The sequence below is a fragment of the Mesorhizobium sp. 113-3-3 genome, from assembly GCF_016756495.1.
GTDB lineage: Bacteria > Pseudomonadota > Alphaproteobacteria > Rhizobiales > Rhizobiaceae > Mesorhizobium.
In genome coordinates, this window is sequence record NZ_AP023243.1 from 6,148,302 (window position 1) to 6,167,062 (window position 18,761).

Sequence of the window (18,761 nt, forward strand, 5' to 3'; positions counted from 1 at the left end):
CGAGTTGCGGTCTCAGATCTGCTTGAGGCCTTCGGCCGTGCACTTCTGGTTCGGGTAGGCCTTGTAAGGCACCGGCTCCAGCCAGTCGGCGGACTGCTTCAGGATCTTGAACTGGCCGTCGGCCTGGCATTGGCCGATCTTCGGCCACAGCCAGGTGTGGAGGTTCTCCGGCTCGATGCGGACCTTGCCTTGCGGCGCCACCATTTCCTGGCCCTTCACAGCCTCGCGGATGGTGTTGGGCGTGATATCGCTGCCTGCCAGCTTCTCCACCGCTTGCTTGAACAGGTGGACCTGGAAGTAGGACGGTTCGGAGACGAAGTGCGTGACCTTGTCGGCGCCCCAGCGCTTCTTGTAGGCGTCGACGAATTTGTGGTTCTCGGGCGAGTCCCACACCATGAAATACGGCGCGGAGGTGAAGTGGCCCGCCGCCGCCTCGCCGCCCATCGCCGCCACTTCGTTTTCGGAGGTGGTGAGGCTGGCCATCGGCATGGTTGCGGGATCGAGGCCTGCGGCATGGTACTGGCGGTGCAGGGCAACGACGGAGTCGCCGACGACTGTCGAGAAGATGACGTTCGGCTTTTCGGCCTTCAGCTTGTTGATGACGGAAGAGAATTCCGAATGGCCAAGCGGAACATATTCCTCCGCCACGACCTCGGCGCCAAGCTCGGCCAGCAGCTTCTTGCAGTAATTGTTCTCTTCCTTCGGATAGATGTAGTTCGACCCGATCAGGTACCAGCGCTTGCCGAACGTCTTGACCAGCCAGGGAACGAAATCATCCTGCTGCTGATTGGGCACCGCACCGGTATAGATGACGTTCTTCGAGCACTCGCGGCCCTCATAAAGCGTCGGGTACCAATAGAGGTTGTTCTGCTTCTCGAACACCGGCAGTACGGCCTTGCGGCTGGCCGACGTATAGGAGCCGAACACCGAAACGCATTTGTCGGACAGCACCAGCTTGCGCGCCTTCTCGGCAAAGGTGGCCGGGTCGGACGCCGGGTCCTCGACCACTGGTACGATCTGCATGCCGTTGATGCCGCCGGCGGCATTGATCTCCTCGATGGCCATGATCGTCGCCTTGTTCAGCGATTCCTCGATGATGGCGGTCGTGCCGGTCAGCGAGAAAAGCACGCCGACCTTGATCTGGCCGTCGGCCGCGCGTGCCAGTGAAGCATTCTTGTTCCAGATATGCGGGAATCCAACGAGAGACACTGTGCCGAGCGCGGCGGTGGCCTTCAGAAAACTGCGACGGTCCTTGTTCATTTTTTCTCCCCTGAAAATGAAAAAAGGCCTCGAAGCGATCCGCCGGAGGCAGATCGTTTCGAGGCCTCATTGCCTTTGATGTGCGCGGCTGGACGCCGCTCGCGAACCCTGTCGTTCGCAACAAAAAACCCCACGTTCCGCTTCCGCGAATGCCGTGAGGTTCCGTTACCTGTATTTCGCCAGCGGCATCGTTGCCGCCAATTCAAAAACGCTAGCTGAGAAGATCGTGCGAGTCAACAATGGCATTGGCAACGGCGCCGATCGTGACGCGTCGCTCCATCGCTTGCCGGCGAAGATAGTTATAGGCCTCTTCCTCAGTGATGTTCTTCACGCGCATCAACACCGACTTTGCCCGCTCCACACTACGCATCGTACGCAGGCTCTCGTCGAGCTTGTCGATACGGCCGCGCAGGCGGCGCTCGTAGAGGAAATGGCTTCGCGCGAGTGATAGCACGGCCTGGACCGACCGCGCCGTGGTGGGATAGTGCAACACGCCATGCGCTGCGCAGTTGTGCAGAAGCTGCAGATCGAGCGGACCGTCGCCGCGGTCCACAACGACAAGCGCGGCGCCCGGCTCACCCGGTATCCAGGGCAGCCTCTGCGGCAGGTCCGCCGACAGAGCGCAGAAGACAGCATCGCAGTGCGCCGGTATCTGCGGTGGCATTGGCCATTCGTGGTGAATCTGGCAGCGCAGCCTTTGCAGCTCGCGTATCAGGCGCTCGCCATCATCGTCGCGCTCGACGACGACGGCGACCTTGAGATCCCAAAGCGACTTGGCCGCGGGGGATGCGACTGTCTGGGCGTAGACGCCGCCTTCTTTTCGCTGCGGCCCGCCCTGCCCCGACTTGTCGCGACTAATGTTCATCATGTCGACGGTTTCTTGCATGATGGTCCTCCCTTGCTGCCGTCGGTCAGGTCAGTTCAAGCGTTTGCTGGCGAAGGCTTCGGCCGTACCCCAGCAAATAAGGGTCGGACAGAACACAGCTCTGCGATTCATAGACGAGGTCGAACTGGCCCTTTCTGTTGGCACGACCGATGCGCGTCCACAGATCCGCGTGGCCCCAGAGCGGGTTGATGACGACATCGCCTTGCGGCGCTTCGAACTCGGAGCCCATCACCGACGCCCGCAGAATCTCGGTATCCATGGAGTCCGTCTGTTCGAGGGTCTTGGCGAAAACATTGACCTGGAAGTACGAGGCCTCCAGGCACATGTTGGTTGGCTCATCATCGCCATAGCGCTTCTGATAATGGCGCACGAAGGTCGAGTTGCGCTCGCTGCCAACGCCCTGGAAATAGGGAGCGGCGGTGATGTGGCCTTCGCCGACATCATGGCCCATGGCGCGGATCTCGGCCTCTGTCGTGGTCAGGCTGGCGATCGGCATCACCTTCGGATTGAGTCCGAGATCGGCATAGGCCTGGTAGAGATAGACAGTGCCGTCCCCGACCACGGTCGAAAAAATGACGTCAGGCTGAGCGCGTTTGACGTCGCGCATGACCGGCAGGAAATCGGCGCGCTTGGCGCCCATGCCTATATAGGATTCGCCGATTACGCTGCCGCCGCTGTTGCGGATCAACTCACGCATGATGCGATTGGATTCGCGCGGATAGATGTAGTCCGAGCCGATGAAGTAGAAGCGCGTGCCATAGGTCTGCATGAGCACGCGACAGAGCTCCACGCTGTTCTGGTTGGGCGTGGCGCCGGTGTAGATGACATTGGGAGAAAACTCGAAACCCTCATAAAGGGTTGGGTACCAAAGTAGACCATTGAGCCGTTCGACAACAGGCAGCACGGCCTTACGGCTGCTCGACGTGTAGCAGCCGAATATCGTGCTGACGCCGTCCTCCACCATAAGTCGCTTGGCGTAGCGGCCGAAGGCGCTGGCCTGCGAACCCGGATCGTAGCAGATCGGCTCGATCGGTCTGCCGTTCACGCCACCTGCGTCGTTTATTTCCTCGATCGCCGTCAGCGTGCCCCGCAACTGCGTTTCCTCGATGAGGGCCATGAAGCCCGAGCGGGAAAAGAGGACCCCGACGCGCCAAGGTTCGGAGGTATTGCTCGATCTGGTCAATCTACGCTCCCATGGTTCCCCAACATCATCCCGTGTCCCCAACGTCGTTTTTCTGATTGTGCGGACGCGGCCGCCCATATCCTGCGGGCGGCCGCGATCGCGGTCAACCGGCCAGCAATTCCTTCAGTTTTCCGTCGAGGAACTTGACATCCTTGGGGCTGGTGCCTGGGCCGCCGGCGAAATGACCCCAGACGGATTCGATCGGAATGAATTTCGCATTGGGCATGTTGGCGACCTCCATCTCGCTGTCTTCCGGTGGGAAATAAAGATCGGTACGACAGGGCATGACATAGGCTTTCGGCTTGATGGCGCCGAGCGCCTTCTTGAAATCGCCATGATAGACTTCGTTGTCGGAGATATCGCCGTTCTGCCAGGTCCATAGCATGGCAAGCAGATTGTTGGCATCGCGCGCCAGGAAATGTCCCTCCCAGAAGGCAACCAGGAAATCCTCCAGGCTGGAAAAGCCGAGATCCTTGAGATCGAGCTCCTGACGATAGAACGCTTGCGAGAAACCCCAGCCGGCATAGACGCGGCCGGCGGCACGCAGACCGCGGGTCGGGCGCGTGTCGTACCAACCTTCAGCCCACGTCCCGTCGGCGGTGAGCGCTGCCTTGACGCCCTCCAGAAAGACGAAGTTGTGACGCGAGCATTTGGCCGAGCCGCAGAACGGCGCGATGAGGTCGATCATATCGGGATAGAGTGCGCCCCACTGGAAGGACTGCAAGCCGCCCATGGACCAGCCGACCACCATCCTGATCTTCTTGATGCCGAACTTCTCGGTGATGAGCCGGTGCTGTGCGCGCACGTTGTCGTAGATAGTGATCTTGGGAAAGCGCGGTCCGTTGTAAGGTTCGGGCGTATTGCTCGGCGAGGATGACAGGCCGTTGCCGAACATGTTCGGGATGATGATGAAGTATTTGGCCGGATCGAGGGCCATGCCCTTGCCGATCAGCCATTCATTGTCCTGTTGCTGACCTGAATACCAGGTCGGATAAACAATGACATTGTCCTTCTTGGCATTGAGCTTCCCGAAGGTTTTGTAGGCAAGCTTGGCGCCGCGCAAGGTGGCTCCACGCTGGAATTTGAAATCGCCAAGGTCGAAGATCTCGTGGTCTGCCATTTTGGTTTCACTCTCTTTGCGTATGGGGCGGGACCGCCGGAACGCTCCCGCCCGGGTCAATTCAAGCTGCGGCGCGCACGGTCTGCGGCTGCCGACCGATGACTGCATAGGCGATACCGCCGGCCAGCATGGCGCTGATGGCAGTCGAGAAATGCGGCGCATAGAACTCGACAATCAGTGCGACGGCCGATCCAATTGCCCAGGCGATGAAGGCGTTTGGCCGCCAGTCTTCGCTGATCTCGGCGTTCTTGCGGTAAAGGTACTGGTCGACCAAGACGATGGCGCCGATCGGTGGCACCACGACGCCGAGCAGCGACAGCCACTGGATGAAGAAAGCCCAGACATTGCCGGCGGCAACGATGATGCCGATGACGCCCAGCACCACGGCCATGACGCGCATGCGTGTATGCAGAATGCGCGACCAACCCGTTGCCGAATTGTAGAGGCAATGCGCGCAGACCGAGCCGAGATTGCAGTAGAGGAACAGGAAAGCCAGCGCGCTAAGCCAACCGATCTGCCGCCCGTTCATGTAGCCGAAGATGTTGTCGGCGCCGAACGGATTGGCGTTGGGCACGGCGAGGGCTGCGGTCATCACGCCACCGACCAGCATCGCCAAGACGTTGGCGAACGGAAAGGCTGAAAAGGTCGCGATGATGGAACTGCGGGAGTCCTTCGCCCAACGGTTGAAGTCGGCAGTGACGGTGCCGGCATCGATGAAAAGCGCGATGACGACGGTGAGGCCGATGCCCATCGTCATGCTCGCGGCACCGTTGTTGCCCGGATAGTTCAGGATGGCAGTCCATCCTGACGTTGCCGCGGCATCCAGCGCAACCCAACCGCCGAGGATCACGAACAACGGAACCGACACCAGGCCGATGAGATGCAGGCCGCGCACGCCGATGAAGGTGATGCCGATATAGAGCAGTCCTGCGACGGTGGTCATGGCGACGTAGTTCAGCCCATAGGTCGAACTGATGAGGGCGCCGGTGATGCCGGTTTGAACGGCATACCAGCCGAGCAGCAACGTCGACAGCAGGCCGGAGGCGAAGACATAGCCCTTCTTGCCGAAGACAATGGAGGCAAGAAGCGCAAAGTTCATGCCGCGCCGTGTGCCCAGAACGCCGAGCGCGCCGACATAGGCAAACATGATGAGGTTGCCGATGATCATGGACCAAAGCGCATTTCGGAACCCCATGCCGAGCACGAGGATGGATCCGGTCATGGCGCCGGTGATGATCATCGGGAAGCCGATCCAAACGGTCGTCACAGAAAAAGTGCTTCGCCTGGCCGAAGCGGGAACGGGTTCGTGCTCGTATTCGTCGCCGAGGACGTGGTCGACTTCATCGAGCTTGTCGATGTCCGAGGTTTTCGTCATTGCACCCTCCTGGGTCAATCGCGTTGCGTGGAGGCCCGTCGTCGCGATGAGACGCCCTTGTCCGTGCCCGCGCTTCCTCGGTTAAGTGCCTTTGGCCATGAATTCGGAAACGGATCGCAGCAGGCTTATATGCCTTCCGCGCCTCTCCCCATTGTTCTGGCCAACCGGCGCCTGTTCCCCTTGGCTTCTCGGTCGGTATCGCACAAACGACAAAGGCCTCCCGATGGCTCCTGAAGCGGAGACAAAGGGAGGCCCTTTTGCCTTGATCTGAAACGGTGGCCTCGTTGCCACCTGCCTGCTCAACAGGCAAAACAAAAGCTACAGGCACTGCGGTTTCAAGTCAAATGCTATGTCCGGCGTGCCCGAATTGCTGCCGGAGCAAGCACATAGCGTTGGCCCGAAGCATAGTTCGACCTGGGCCATTCAGTGTCGGAGATGCAAGGGAGTTGGAGATGCAGGGGACTGGGCGAGGCGTTGTGCGCGGCAGGCCGCTCCACGAGCAGCGATCCGCAATTCGTCAGCCACAGCAACAACCCCTCGCCCTGAGGTTGGGCCGTCAAAACCGCTCGAACGGTCGCCGGTTCCTCTCCTGACTGAGCGGAGACCTAAACACCGAAAACAGGCATCCGGACATGCGATGAGGGTCGGTAGGAAACCCTTTCCTCAAGGCCTTCGCAAACGATGCCTCGATCAAGCAGATGGCTCAGGGCGATCTCGGTGATCGTCGTCGCGAGTACGGCGCTAGGGCAGGCATGCACGCCGGCGCCGAACTCCAGGTATCGTCTGTGGTCGCGAAATATATCAAAGCTATCCGGATCAGGGTTGATTGCCGGATCGCGGCTGGCCGCCGCCAGGGTTACGATGATCATGTCATTGGCCTGCATCTCTTGCCCAGCGACGAAGCCATCGCGGGCCACGAAGCGAAGGGTACTGTGTGTTATCGGATCGAACCGTAGCACCTCCTGAATGGCCAGCCCAAGCACGGCGCGATCGCGGCGGGCAGCCGCCAATACATCGGGATGGCGTGCCAACGCGATAAGGGTCGAGCCGATCAGGGCGGAGGTTCCGGCAAAGCCTTGCGCCATCAGCCCTATGCCGTTGGCGATCACCAAATCCGCATCCAGCCGGTTTGAACAGGCCGCTTGGCGCGACAGCATGGCAAACAGCGAGCAATCATCAACGCGCAGGGCTTCCACCATGCTGCGAAACAGATCGAGCAGCTTGGCCGAACTGTCAGCGCCGGCTTGTAAAATGGCAGCGGTGAGCGTCGGAACACCCGTAACCGCTGCCGTTGCCGCCGCGCCGTAGTCGCCCATCCAGCGTGAGACGTCCGAAAAGCTGTCGGCCGGAATTCCTAGCAGACTCATGATGACCTGTGCCGGCAAGGCAGAAACAAACTGGTTCAGCCGCTCGCCGCCGCTCTCCGGCATGATGGTTGCCGCCAGGTCCTTCGCCAGATCAGCCGTGAGATCTGCGATACGCCGTTCGCTCAAGCCTTCGAACGTAGCCGTCACCGCGCTTTTCAACGGACAATGAATTTCTCCATCATTCATCCGCACGAGGCGGCTGAAAATCTCGGCGACAGGCGTACCGATGAGCGGCTCGGGCACCCGGTTGACCGCCGGCCTCGTCAGACAAAGCGGGCTGGTCAGCACGGCGTTCACCGCTGCCGCGCTGACGACGACCCAAGCCTCGCCCGGCCCCTCTCGATAAATCGGCGCGCCAGAAAGCAGACGAGAATAGAAGGGATAGGGGTTGGCGTGTGCCGGCGCCGCCCGCACGTGAAGCGGTTCATCGGCGCCGCTCGGCATGAACTCGCCCAGACCTGTAGCGCTGGGCGCCTTGGATGTATCAGCATCGTCCTGCGGATTCGCCAAGTCAGATCTCCTTCACAAAAACCGATTGATCAATGCCGGGTTGGCCTGCGCGTGTTGCCGCTCTCAATCCACGCACCAAATCCTGCTTGAGGTCTTCGATGTCCTCGAGGCCTATTTGCAAACGGATCAGCGCCCCCTTTAAAGCGCCGGAAGCGACGGTCCGATCCGCGAGATCGACCTGCATGGCGAGGCTGCCATAGCCACCCCAGGAAAAGCCCAGGCCGAATATCGTCAGCGCATCGAGAAATGCATGCGCCTGCGGATCGCCTTCGAGAACAATCGAGAAGACCCCGCTCGCACCGGAGAAATCGCGCTTCCAGATGGCATGGTCGGGATGGCTCGGAAGGGCGGGATGGCGCACACCCGCAATGCCGGGCTGATGCTCGAGCCACGACGCGATTTCGATCGCGCTCTTCTGGTGGTGGGCGAGCCGCACCCCCATCGTGCGCAGACCACGCAGAACTTGATATGTGTCATTGGGCGCGGCGGGAATTCCGAGCGCCAGGAACATCGCCCAGAGCCTTGGCCAGGTTGCGGCATTCGCTGAGGCCGTGCCAAGCAACAGGTCGGAATGGCCAGCGGGATATTTCGTCGCCGCATGGATCGAGATATCGACGCCATGGTCGAGCGGCCGGAAGAACAGCGGTGTCGCCCAGGTGTTGTCCATCATCACGACAGCGTTGCCCGTGTGAGCGCCTCTGGCGATCGCGGGAATGTCCTGCACTTCAAACGTGTTGGAGGCCGGAGACTCGGTGAAGACGACTTTGCTGTTTGATTTCAAAAGCCGTTTGATGCCGGCACCAATGCGCGGCTCATAATACTCGACCTCTATCCCCATGCGGCTCAACACGGTATCCGCGAGTTGGCGGGTCGGTGCATAGACGGAATCGGTGATCAGCACGTGATCACCGGCCGAAAGAAAAGCCAGCAGCGATAGGGCGACGGCCGCCTGACCCGACGGGACCAGGACCGTGCCGGCCGAACCTTCCAACGCATCGATGGCATGGCAAAGTGCCTCGGTGGTTGGGGTTCCGTGTGTTGCATAGATGTACTTCTGGCCCCGCTCCGCCATCGTTCGAGCATTGGGGAAAAGCACGGTCGATGCATGCACCACGGGCGGATTGACGAACCCGAAATAGTCACTTGGCTCGTAACCGATACGCGCCAGCCGCGTGTTCATGCCCGTCTGTGTCGGACTCTTTCCGTCGGGCATCATGTGGTCTCTCGACAGCGGCGCAGTTTGAATTGGGTGTACGGCATCAGCGCAGGGGCGGCGCATATTGCAGACCGCCATTGGTCCACAAAGCGTTGATGCCGCGGGCGATCTTCAACGGGCTCCCGGCGCCGACATTGCGTTCGAAAACCTCGCCGTAGTTGCCGACGTGCTTGACGATGCGAGCAACCCAGTCGCTATCGAGACCAAGATCCGCGCCCAACTTGCTGTCCGCTTCCTGGCCGAGAACGCGTTTCACTTCAGGATTGCCATTAACTTTCATGTCCTCGACGTTGGCCTGGGTTATGCCCAGTTCCTCCGCAGTCACCATCGCGTAGTGGGTCCAGCTGACGATATCGAACCACCTGTCGTCGCCTTGGCGGACCGCCGATCCAAGCGGCTCCTTTGAAATAACCTCGGGAAGGACAATGTGGTCGGCCGGATTGGCGAGCGTCAGCCGGACGCTGTACAGCGCCGACTGGTCGATGGTGACTACATCACAGCGTCCGGAATCGTACGCGGACTGGATTTCCTCGAGCTTTTCAAAGACGACGGGATTGTACTCGATCTTGTTGGCCTTGAAGTAGTCGGCAACATTCAACTCACTGGTCGTGCCCGTCTGAATACAGACCGAAGCACCGTCCAGCTGCCGGGCAGATTTTACCGCCGGCAACTTCTTGGAATTGATCATGAAGCCTTGGCCGTCATAGTAGTTGACGGCTCTGAAGTTCAGGCCAAGGGCGGTGTCGCGGTTGAGAGACCATGTGGTGTTGTATTGAAGGATGTCGACCTCGCCCGACTGGATGGCCGTAAACCGCTCCTTGGCCGACAAGGGGGAAAATTTGACCGCATTGGGATCATCGAAAATTGCAGCTGCAACAGCGCGGCAAAGATCGACATCGAGACCGGACCACTCACCCTTGTTGTCGGGTGTTGAAAACCCGGTAACGCCTGTACTCACACCGCATTTGACGAAGCCGGCGGCCTTGACATTCTCAAGCGTGTCCGCCGCCGCCGCCGCGAATACAAGCAGTGGCACGGCGAGCACCAATCTCAGCAACTTGGTCACTTCCATTCCCCCTTTTTTGAACCCATGGATTCGATCGGAGCATCGGGGCCGCCGATCTCCGCATTCGTCTTGGTTTGCCTGCGTGAAATGGCGCCTGCGAACACGGCGACGCGCCGGCGATCCGATCACCTTGAGGCGGTCATCTTTGAGAAGAGAGCGTTCAGTTCCTGCTGGCCGATCTGGTCGGCCGCGAAATTGATGGTGCCCTGGTCACACAATTCGCGGACACTGCGGCGCACAAGGCCAAGCGCGGATCGTGCTATGCTGCCACCGAGACTGACCCGTTTCACACCGATGTCGAGCAACACCGGCACGCTCAGGGGCACGGTGCCCCAACCGATGACAATGTTGAGCGGACCATTGATTTCGCGGACCAAGGTTTGGATCGTGTCCAGATTGTTGGGACCGCAGGGATACACACAGTCGGCACCCGCCTCGAGGAACAGGTTCGCCCGCCTTATCGCTGTCTCCAGCGGATCAGGCACCCCGACAAGGAATGCATCGATCTTGGCGTTCAAGACAAAGGCGCCGCCGCTTGCCTCGATCGCACCTCTGGCCGCCCTTATGCGCTCGACGGCAACCTTCTCCTCGTAGAGGCCTTCGGTACGAGGGTTGTTGTCTTCAATGTTGCCGCCAGCAAGGCCCGCCGCGATGGCAAGGCTTATCGTTTCGGCAACCGATTGTGCATCGCGGCCGTAGCCGTCCTCGAGATCGCCGTTCACCGGCAAGACGACGGCGTCGACGATCTGCCGAAGCCGTTGGAACATCTCTTCGCGTGTCAGCACGCTGCTTGCATCTCGAATGTCAAAGTCGGGCTTGCCTAGCGAGAAAGCGATGCCAGCACTGGTGGTGCCGAGTGCCGGGACGCCGCCTTCGGCCAGGACGACCGCGCTTCCCGCGTCCCATGCATTGGGCATGACGAAACCACGTTCCGTCGAGTGCAGCGCCTTAAATGCTATCGCTTTCTCAACCTGGGTGGCCATGACCGTCTCTCCACTGGAATTTGCAGACGAGGACATTGCTATTTGGCTTGACCCCATTCGTCCAATTTCTAATATTTCTCTACCTCATAAATTCTATTTATAGGCGAAAATGGACGCTGAAGCACTGAACACCTTTCTGACGGTCTATCGGCAACGTGGCTTTTCGACAGCGGCTCGCGTTCTGAACCGGACACAGCCAGCCATTTCGCATCGTATCAGCCTGTTGGAGCAGGAGCTTGGCATGCCGCTCTTCGAGCGGATGTCCAATGGCATCGCGCTGAGCCAGGCGGGGCGCGTCCTGCTGCCCTATGCGGAGCGCGCGCTTGCCGCCCTGCAGGATGCCGAGGCCGCCGTTCGAGCACTCAAGACGGAGAACGCGGGTCCCGTGTCCCTGGCGGTCGTGGGCACTCTGGCCAGCACCCGCCTTACCGCCATACTGAAGCGCTTCGCAGCCGGTCATCCGTCCGTGGACCTGGCGCTGCAGACAGTCCGCAGCACCGAGGTCAGCGATCTGGTGCGGCGTGGCGAAGCCACAATTGGCATCCGCTATGACCGGGATCGCTCAGCTGACCTGCAGTATGATTGCCTCGGCGTGGAAGGATTGCAGGTCGTCTGCTCAACCGATCATGCCTTGGCTGGCGGGTCGATCCCGTCTCTCTCCGGATTGGTCGATGAGCGGTGGATCGCCTTCCCCGAGATCCCGGGGCAGCGCGAAATTTGGGCGTCGCACGTCTTCAGCATTTTCCAGACACTTGGGCTGGGCGACGTCGACTGGACGCCTGTCGACAGCCTGACCGCGCAAAAGCGTCTCGTCGAAGCAGGCTTTGGTCTCGCCTTGATGGCCGAAAGCGGTGTCGCCGAGGAACGCGCCGCCGGAACGCTCACCACGATCGACGTCAGGGATTTGACGCTTACCATTCCAATTTTCATCGTTACGCGTCGAGGTGGATTCCTGAGTGCGGCCGCCAACAGGTTGCACGAACTGCTTAGCACAGACTATCTCGGCCACGACCCGGCCAACCCGTCTTGAGAACCTCGGCGGCGGCTCCCGAGACCGGGGGGATGCATATGTGTACCCCTTCCTCTTCGGCAACGGGAATGATCTCGCCCCGCATCGGGCCGAAGATTCCGTCGCTGCGAGCCATTCGGCAGAATTTCTCGAGATGAGTGTTTTCAGTCTTCGATCAGGTTCAGTTTCCTGCGCCGCGGGGCTGTGATGACTGCTGTTTTCAATCTTTCCCAGATCAAGAACGTGCTCTCCGGCATCGATGTCGTGAGCGAAATGGAGACGGCATTCGATCTCTATTCAAAGGGTTTGGCAGTCGTTCCGCGGACTGCGCAGACCTTTGCTCTCGATCAAAGAATGCCCGGTTCGTTCTGCTAGGCTTTTGAACCAATTGAAGGGAGCCCTACGGCAAGGAGTGTTCGCGGCGAGGTCGACTATGGTTCAGCGAGATGCGTGGCTCAGTGCCGCCTCCTCTGAGTCTTCTGTCGAATTGACAGTGCACTGATTGAAGTCAGACCCTGGCACGACACCGGCGATAGTGCAGGAATTAAAGGAAAGAGTCCGGTTTGGGAGGATAGCATGGGCGGAAACCTATCCGGTCATCATGCCGATCGCATTCAGGCCGCCATCGCTTCGGATGCAGCGGCGAAGTCAGCACTGGTCGCATCTTGGCGGCGGTCTTCAAACTTGCATCGGCTCAACCCGGCCGACTGTAGTTCCCCACGCTACCTCACCGAGACCGAACTGGGACAGGCCCGACAGCGCGTCGAGTTGCTCGTCCGGGTTGCCCAATCGAGTCTCGACCGTCTCTATCTTGCTGTAGGCGGCGTCGGATGCTGTGTCCTGCTCGCCGATCGTGACGGTGTGCCGGTAGAACGGCGCGGCGCGCCTGTGGATGACGAGACGTTTCATTCCTGGGGCTTGTGGACGGGCTCCGTCTGGAACGAAGAAAGCCAAGGCACCAACGGGATCGGCACCTGTCTGGTCGAACGGCGCGCGCTGACAATCCACCGCGACCAGCATTTTCATACACGCAACACGGGGCTTAGTTGCACAACCGCTCCAATCTACGATCACCAGGGAGAGCTGGTAGCTGCGCTTGACGTGTCTTCCTGCCGGGCCGACCTGACCGAGGCCTTCGCCAATCTCATTTCGGTTGCCGTGGTCGACGCGGCGCGTCGGATCGAGGCGGAAAACTTCAAAATGGCGTTCCCGAAGGCGCGCATTCTGCTGGCGCCGGTGACTGACAAAGGTTCCGGCGCGCTGATCGCCGTCGGCGCCGATGACCTTGTGGTCGGCGCGACACGTTCGGCCCGGCTGGCGCTTGGCATCACGCAACAGTGTCTCGACAAGCCGATGCCCGCGACCGATCTACTCGGCTGGGGCGAAACCGGCCCGGAAATCCTCGCCGAGGCAGAGCGCGGGATGCTGCAGCGTGCGCTGGCGCGAGCGGGCGGCAATGTCTCGGCGGCTGCCCAGGCGCTTGGCATCAGCCGCGCGACGCTTCACCGGAAGCTCAACCGCCTGGATGTCCACCGGCCTCACTGACCTTCGACCTCCAGCATGAGTGTCGCAATTCTGCGACACATACTTGTCGCCCACGGTCCTCGGCACGGTGACTTGGTGGCGGAAATCGCAAAATCTCCTTTCCGAAACGTCGCATCCCGCGACGTCCGTTTGGGAGGAAGACACATGAACAAGGTTGAATTCTCACGCCCGGTGAAGGCGCCCTTCGACAAGCGTTACGGCAATTTCATCGGCGGCAAATGGACCGAGCCCCGCTCCGGCCGCTACTTCGAGAACCATTCGCCGGTGAACGGTCAGTTGCTGTGCGAGGTGGCGCGCTCGGATGCCCAGGACATCGAGGCGGCCCTGGATGCGGCCCATGCCGCCAAGGACGCGTGGGGACGCACCAGCGTGGCAGAGCGGTCGCTTATCCTCAACCGCATCGCCGATCGTATGGAAGAGAACCTCGATCTCCTCGCCTGCGCCGAAACCTGGGACAACGGCAAGCCGATCCGCGAAACGACCGCCGCCGACCTGCCTCTGGCCATCGACCATTTCCGCTATTTCGCCGGTGCCGTGCGCGGCCAGGAAGGCAGCCTTTCGCAGATCGACGACGACACCGTCGCCTATCATTTCCATGAACCGCTCGGCGTGGTCGGCCAGATCATCCCGTGGAACTTCCCGCTGCTGATGGCATGCTGGAAACTTGCTCCCGCGCTTGCGGCCGGCAACTGCGTGGTGCTGAAGCCAGCCGAGCAGACCCCGGCCGCCATCCTGCTCTGGGCCGATCTGATCGGCGATCTGCTGCCGCCAGGCGTGCTCAACATCGTCAACGGCTTCGGCCTCGAGGCCGGCAAGCCGCTCGCGTCGTCACCGCGCATCGCCAAGATCGCCTTTACCGGCGAAACCACAACGGGCCGGCTGATCATGCAATACGCCAGCCAGAACCTCATTCCCGTTACGCTGGAACTGGGCGGCAAGTCGCCCAACATCTTCTTCAAGGACGTTGTGGCCGAGGACGACGACTTCTTCGACAAGGCGATCGAAGGCTTCGTCATGTTCGCGCTGAACCAGGGCGAAGTCTGCACCTGCCCGAGCCGCGCGCTCATCCATGAATCGATCTACGACGGGTTCATGGAACGCGCGCTCAAGCGCGTCGAGGCGATCGTGCAGGGCGATCCGCTCGACCCGACGACGATGATCGGCGCCCAGGCTTCGTCCGAGCAGCTTGAAAAGATCCTGTCCTACATCGACATCGGCCGCCAGGAAGGCGCCGAGGTGCTGACTGGCGGCGCCCGCAACGTTCTGCCTGGCGACCTGGCCGGCGGCTACTACGTCCAGCCGACCGTGTTCAGGGGCCACAACAAGATGCGCATCTTCCAGGAGGAGATTTTCGGGCCGGTGGTTTCGGTTACCACCTTCAAGGACGACGACGAAGCACTCAGCATCGCCAACGATACGCTCTATGGCCTCGGCGCCGGTATCTGGAGCCGCGACGCGAACCGCTGCTACCGCTTCGGCCGCGCCATCCAGGCCGGCCGCGTGTGGACCAACTGCTACCACGCCTATCCGGCGCATGCGGCTTTCGGCGGCTACAAGCAATCCGGCATCGGCCGCGAGACGCACAAGATGATGCTCGACCACTATCAGCAGACCAAGAACATGCTGGTCAGCTACAGCCCGAAGAAGCTCGGGTTCTTCTGATCAGCTTCCTGTCGGCAGGCACGGCCCCGCGAGGGGCCGTGCCCAAGCCCTCGACGCCGCTCGCGCTCAACAGGCGGGTCCATTATGCCCACCGAAACGCGGAGTGGAATTTGCCGAAAGTGCAAGCGTCATAACAAACTCGGCAGCGCGATCATCCAACGCGGCCGTTGATGTCCCGATCGTGGGCCACAGCGCGCGCCAGATGATGCAGCAACCGGGTCCGCATAGCTCCGGTGGGATCATCGATCCCTGGCACCGTGTATCCTCGGCCAACGAGGAGCGGGATCGATCCGCGCTGGCATCTCACGACATCAAATCAACTACGCTTGCGTCATGCCCTGGCAGATCCCTCCCAGGGACAACCGATCTGACAGCCAGTTGTCAGCTTCGCTATGGGATATTGCGTTCGAAACCACCTTCCGGACTCTCGGCTCAACGTGGAATTGGACACCTATGAAACAGATTGCCTTATCGCTCTTTGTGCTCGCATCTTCAGGCGCCTACGTCTGGGATCAGGCGGGCAAGGGTCCTGCCGCCGACATGATCGACGCAGCAGGTGCCGCCAACGCTGCGGAAGACAGGGACAGCGTGTTGCAGCCAGTCGATCCGGCGCCTGCTCCGGCGGGTGCCATTGCGCCACCCGCCCTGCCGGCTTCTGCGATTGAAGAGCAGGGCCTGCGGCTCGAGCCGCCGGCAAGCCGACCAGCCGCGGCCGGCAGCGAAACCACCACCGCGATCGCCCAAGAGAAGCAAGCGGCAAAGCCGGTCGCCGCTGAGAAGCAGCCGCTTGCGGTCAGTCAGCCTCAGCTTTCGAAGGCACCCGCCCCACCGCCGAAACAGACGCCGACCCAATTCATCGCCGATGCCGCGCCCCAGGCAGCATCCTTCGCCATCACCCCGGCGGTCTACATACCCATTCCCCAGCCGAGGCCGAGTTATCCGCAGGCATCCGCCCACGTCATCAAGGCCGGCATGAAGCTCTCCGTGAATCCCAGCACAAAGCCGGCTGGTCACGGCTTTGCCGACGGGACCTACACCGGCCCCGTCACCGATGCATACTACGGCCTCCTCCAGATCCAGGCGTCCATCCAGGGCGGCCGTCTCACATCCCTCAAAATCCTGAAATACCCGAATGACCGCCGGACCTCGATCAACATCAACAGGCAGGCGCTGCCGATGCTGCGCGATGAGGCGATCAGCGCGCAAAGCGCCAACGTCGACATCATTTCGGGCGCGACACTGACCAGCAGGGCGTTCATCCAGTCGCTTGGCGGCGCGTTGAAAAAAGCATCGTCCTGATCCATGCGCGAGACCAGGATATTGATGGGGATGCCCATCACTGTCGACATCGGTGGCCCCACGGGCGCGGCACTTGTCGACACCGTCTTCGACTATTTCGGGCAGATCGACCAACGCTTCAGCACCTACAAGAGCGACAGCGAGATTTCGGCCATCAACCGTGGCGACCTTCCGGTCCGCGACTGGAGCGGCGGAATGATGGAAGTGATGGCTCTCGCCGAACATACCAAAAGTCAGACCGGTGGATATTTTGACATCCGTAAGCCCGACGGTTCGCTGGATCCGTCCGGCATCGTCAAGGGCTGGGCCATCCGCAACGCAGCCGAGATCGTCCAGCGGGCCGGCGTTGGCGATTTCTTCATCGAGGCCGGTGGCGATATCCAGTCCCGTGGCAAGAACGCTTCTGGCCTCGACTGGAGCGTCGGCATCCGCAATCCCTTCAAAGCCGATGAGATCATCAAGATCGTCTATCCGCGAGGACACGGCGTCGCCACCTCCGGCACCTACGTGCGCGGGCAGCACATCTACATTCCACCTGGGATTGGCGATTACGTTTCGCCTGGGATTGGCGATCCGGTCACCGAGATCGTCAGCCTGACCGTCATCGGGTCGGATGTGTTGGAAGCCGACCGTTTCGCCACTGCCGCCTTCGCCATGGGCCGGGAAGGCATTCTGTTTCTCGAGCAGGCGCCTGGCCTCGAAGGTTACGTCGTCGACCGAAACGGTCGAGCGACGCCAACGAGCGGCTTCGGAGCTTTCTGCCAGCCATGATCAAGACCGTCGACCGGCTTCTCGACCATCAGACCATGTACCGGCTGGTCCTCTACTACCTGATCGCCCTGCTGGGCTCGGCTCTCGTGCTCGATTTCTTCCAACTGTTGCCGCATGACCCTATCGCCCTCGCCTTCTCGACGGGATTGATCTTGGCCGTCTGCTGGATCACCAACAGGGTTTTTGCCGCCTTCTTCAAGGTTCCCGCCAACAACGAGTCGGTCTACATCACCGCCCTCATCCTGGCGCTCATTCTCGATCCGGTGGCCACCACGGACGTAAAGGGGATATGCGCGGTGGTGTTCGCCTGCGTCTGGGCGATTTCATCCAAATTCATTCTCGCCATCGGAGGGAAGCACCTGTTCAATCCCGCCGCTCTGGGCGTGGCACTGACCGCGCTGCTTCTCGACCAGCCGGCCAGCTGGTGGGTCGGAGGTAATTTGCAACTACTCCCAGTCGTGCTTGCCGGAGGCCTCCTGATCATGCGCAAGCTGCGGCGGCTCGATCTGGTCGCCACCTTCGTCGCTGTCGCGCTTGCGACAATCCTGGCGACCACCGACCCGTCGCAATACGCCTTCGCGCTGCAGGAGACGGTGGGCTCGTCGCCGCTGCTGTTCTTCGCCTTCGTGATGCTGACCGAGCCGTTGACAGCGCCGACGACGCGCTGGCCGCGCCTCGCCTTCGCCGCCATCGTCGGCTTCTTGTTCGCGCCCAACATCCATATCGGCTCGTTCTATTTCACGCCGGAGCTGGCGCTCCTGGCGGGCAATCTTTTCGCCTACGCCGTGAGCCCGAAGGGGCGCCTTGTGCTAACGCTCGAGCGCATCGAGCAATCGGCGGCCGACAGTTATGACTTCATCTTCAGGTCGCCGCGAAAGCTTGCCTTCCAGGCCGGCCAGTATCTTGAATGGACGCTCGGTCTCGACCGCTCGGACAATCGCGGCAATCGTCGCTATTTCACCGTCGCATCGGCGCCAACGGAGCAATCCATACGACTTGGCGTCAAGTTCTATCCGCAATCGAGCGCCTTCAAGCAGGCGCTGGGCACGATGAAGCCGGGTAGCACGATCCACGCCTCTCAGCTCGCCGGCGACTTCACCCTGCCGGCCGATCCTGAAGCCAAGATCGCCTTCCTGGCCGGCGGTATCGGCATCACGCCATTCCGCTCGATGCTGCAGTATCTCATCGACAGTCATGAAAGACGGCCGATCGTCGTTCTCTACGGAGCCGAGACCCAGCAGGACATTGCCTATCGCGATGTGCTCGGCGCGGCGAGACGGGAACTGGGCATCAAGACAGTCTTTGCCGTGGCCAGGGGCGCCGAACGCGGCCAGTATCCCGGCTATATCGACCAGCGGCTGGTGCGCCTCGCCATCCCAGACTACCTGGAGCGGACCTTCTACATTTCCGGGCCTCAGGCCATGGTCAAGGCAACGCGCGACAAGCTGCTGGCCATGGGCGTTCGCCGTTCGAAGATAAAGGTCGACTATTTCCCGGGCTTTGCCTGAG

At 61.0% G+C, this 18,761-nt stretch carries 16 protein-coding genes; 7 read left to right on the forward strand and 9 right to left on the reverse strand.

What is annotated here, in order from left to right:
- Nucleotides 1-12 precede the first annotated feature (12 nt).
- The 9 genes from JG746_RS29805 to JG746_RS29845 all read right to left on the reverse strand — a co-directional run bounded on the left by JG746_RS29805 (nucleotide 13) and on the right by JG746_RS29845 (nucleotide 11,002).
- Complete coding sequence (locus JG746_RS29805) at nucleotides 13-1,260, reverse strand: transporter substrate-binding domain-containing protein (RefSeq protein ID WP_202355988.1); 1,248 nt, start codon at nucleotides 1,258-1,260, stop codon at nucleotides 13-15.
- Nucleotides 1,261-1,471: 211 nt separating this feature from the next.
- The gene (locus JG746_RS29810) at nucleotides 1,472-2,146 is read right to left on the reverse strand and encodes an ANTAR domain-containing response regulator (protein ID WP_202355989.1); all 675 of its coding nucleotides are present in this window, start codon (nucleotides 2,144-2,146) and stop codon (nucleotides 1,472-1,474) included.
- Between the two features lie 25 nt (nucleotides 2,147-2,171).
- The gene (locus tag JG746_RS29815; protein ID WP_274609314.1) at nucleotides 2,172-3,329 is read right to left on the reverse strand and encodes a transporter substrate-binding domain-containing protein; all 1,158 of its coding nucleotides are present in this window, start codon (nucleotides 3,327-3,329) and stop codon (nucleotides 2,172-2,174) included.
- Nucleotides 3,330-3,432: 103 nt separating this feature from the next.
- Nucleotides 3,433-4,449 carry an alpha/beta fold hydrolase gene (locus JG746_RS29820; RefSeq protein WP_202355991.1) on the reverse strand — a complete coding sequence of 339 codons (1,017 nt, stop codon included), beginning with the start codon at nucleotides 4,447-4,449 and terminating at the stop codon, nucleotides 3,433-3,435.
- Between the two features lie 61 nt (nucleotides 4,450-4,510).
- Entirely contained in the window at nucleotides 4,511-5,824 is a 1,314-nt protein-coding gene (locus JG746_RS29825; RefSeq protein WP_202355992.1) for a purine-cytosine permease family protein, read from the reverse strand.
- A gap of 605 nt (nucleotides 5,825-6,429) precedes the next feature.
- A complete protein-coding gene (locus tag JG746_RS29830; protein WP_202355993.1) occupies nucleotides 6,430-7,701 on the reverse strand; it encodes a cytochrome P450 in 1,272 nt (423 codons plus the stop codon).
- 1 nt (nucleotide 7,702) lies between these two features.
- Entirely contained in the window at nucleotides 7,703-8,917 is a 1,215-nt protein-coding gene (locus JG746_RS29835) for a cystathionine beta-lyase (protein ID WP_202355994.1), read from the reverse strand.
- A gap of 43 nt (nucleotides 8,918-8,960) precedes the next feature.
- A complete protein-coding gene (locus JG746_RS29840; RefSeq protein ID WP_202355995.1) occupies nucleotides 8,961-9,989 on the reverse strand; it encodes an amino acid ABC transporter substrate-binding protein in 1,029 nt (342 codons plus the stop codon).
- 119 nt (nucleotides 9,990-10,108) lie between these two features.
- Nucleotides 10,109-11,002, reverse strand: a complete 894-nt coding sequence (locus JG746_RS29845; RefSeq protein WP_202355996.1) for an isocitrate lyase/PEP mutase family protein — start codon at nucleotides 11,000-11,002, stop codon at nucleotides 10,109-10,111.
- A gap of 73 nt (nucleotides 11,003-11,075) precedes the next feature.
- Between JG746_RS29845 and JG746_RS29850 the strand changes: the two genes are divergently transcribed.
- The 7 genes from JG746_RS29850 (at nucleotide 11,076) to JG746_RS29880 (ending at nucleotide 18,760) form a co-directional block, all read left to right on the forward strand.
- Nucleotides 11,076-11,996 carry a LysR family transcriptional regulator gene (locus tag JG746_RS29850; RefSeq protein WP_202355997.1) on the forward strand — a complete coding sequence of 307 codons (921 nt, stop codon included), beginning with the start codon at nucleotides 11,076-11,078 and terminating at the stop codon, nucleotides 11,994-11,996.
- A 186-nt stretch (nucleotides 11,997-12,182) separates the two neighbouring features.
- Nucleotides 12,183-12,350: a hypothetical protein gene (locus JG746_RS29855; RefSeq protein WP_202355998.1), complete on the forward strand. Its 168-nt coding sequence runs from the start codon at nucleotides 12,183-12,185 to the stop codon at nucleotides 12,348-12,350.
- Nucleotides 12,351-12,551: 201 nt separating this feature from the next.
- Nucleotides 12,552-13,520, forward strand: coding sequence for a GAF domain-containing protein (locus JG746_RS29860; RefSeq protein ID WP_202355999.1), 969 nt, complete (start codon nucleotides 12,552-12,554; stop codon nucleotides 13,518-13,520).
- Nucleotides 13,521-13,664: 144 nt separating this feature from the next.
- Nucleotides 13,665-15,182: an aldehyde dehydrogenase gene (gene adh / locus JG746_RS29865; protein WP_202356000.1), complete on the forward strand. Its 1,518-nt coding sequence runs from the start codon at nucleotides 13,665-13,667 to the stop codon at nucleotides 15,180-15,182.
- 333 nt (nucleotides 15,183-15,515) lie between these two features.
- Entirely contained in the window at nucleotides 15,516-16,481 is a 966-nt protein-coding gene (locus JG746_RS29870) for an FMN-binding protein (RefSeq protein WP_244730538.1), read from the forward strand.
- Between the two features lie 30 nt (nucleotides 16,482-16,511).
- Complete coding sequence (locus tag JG746_RS29875; RefSeq protein WP_244730539.1) at nucleotides 16,512-17,252, forward strand: FAD:protein FMN transferase; 741 nt, start codon at nucleotides 16,512-16,514, stop codon at nucleotides 17,250-17,252.
- Nucleotides 17,249-18,760: an RnfABCDGE type electron transport complex subunit D gene (locus JG746_RS29880; RefSeq protein ID WP_202356002.1), complete on the forward strand. Its 1,512-nt coding sequence runs from the start codon at nucleotides 17,249-17,251 to the stop codon at nucleotides 18,758-18,760. The genes JG746_RS29875 and JG746_RS29880 overlap by 4 nt, the downstream gene beginning before the upstream one ends.
- Nucleotide 18,761: the final 1 nt, after the last annotated feature.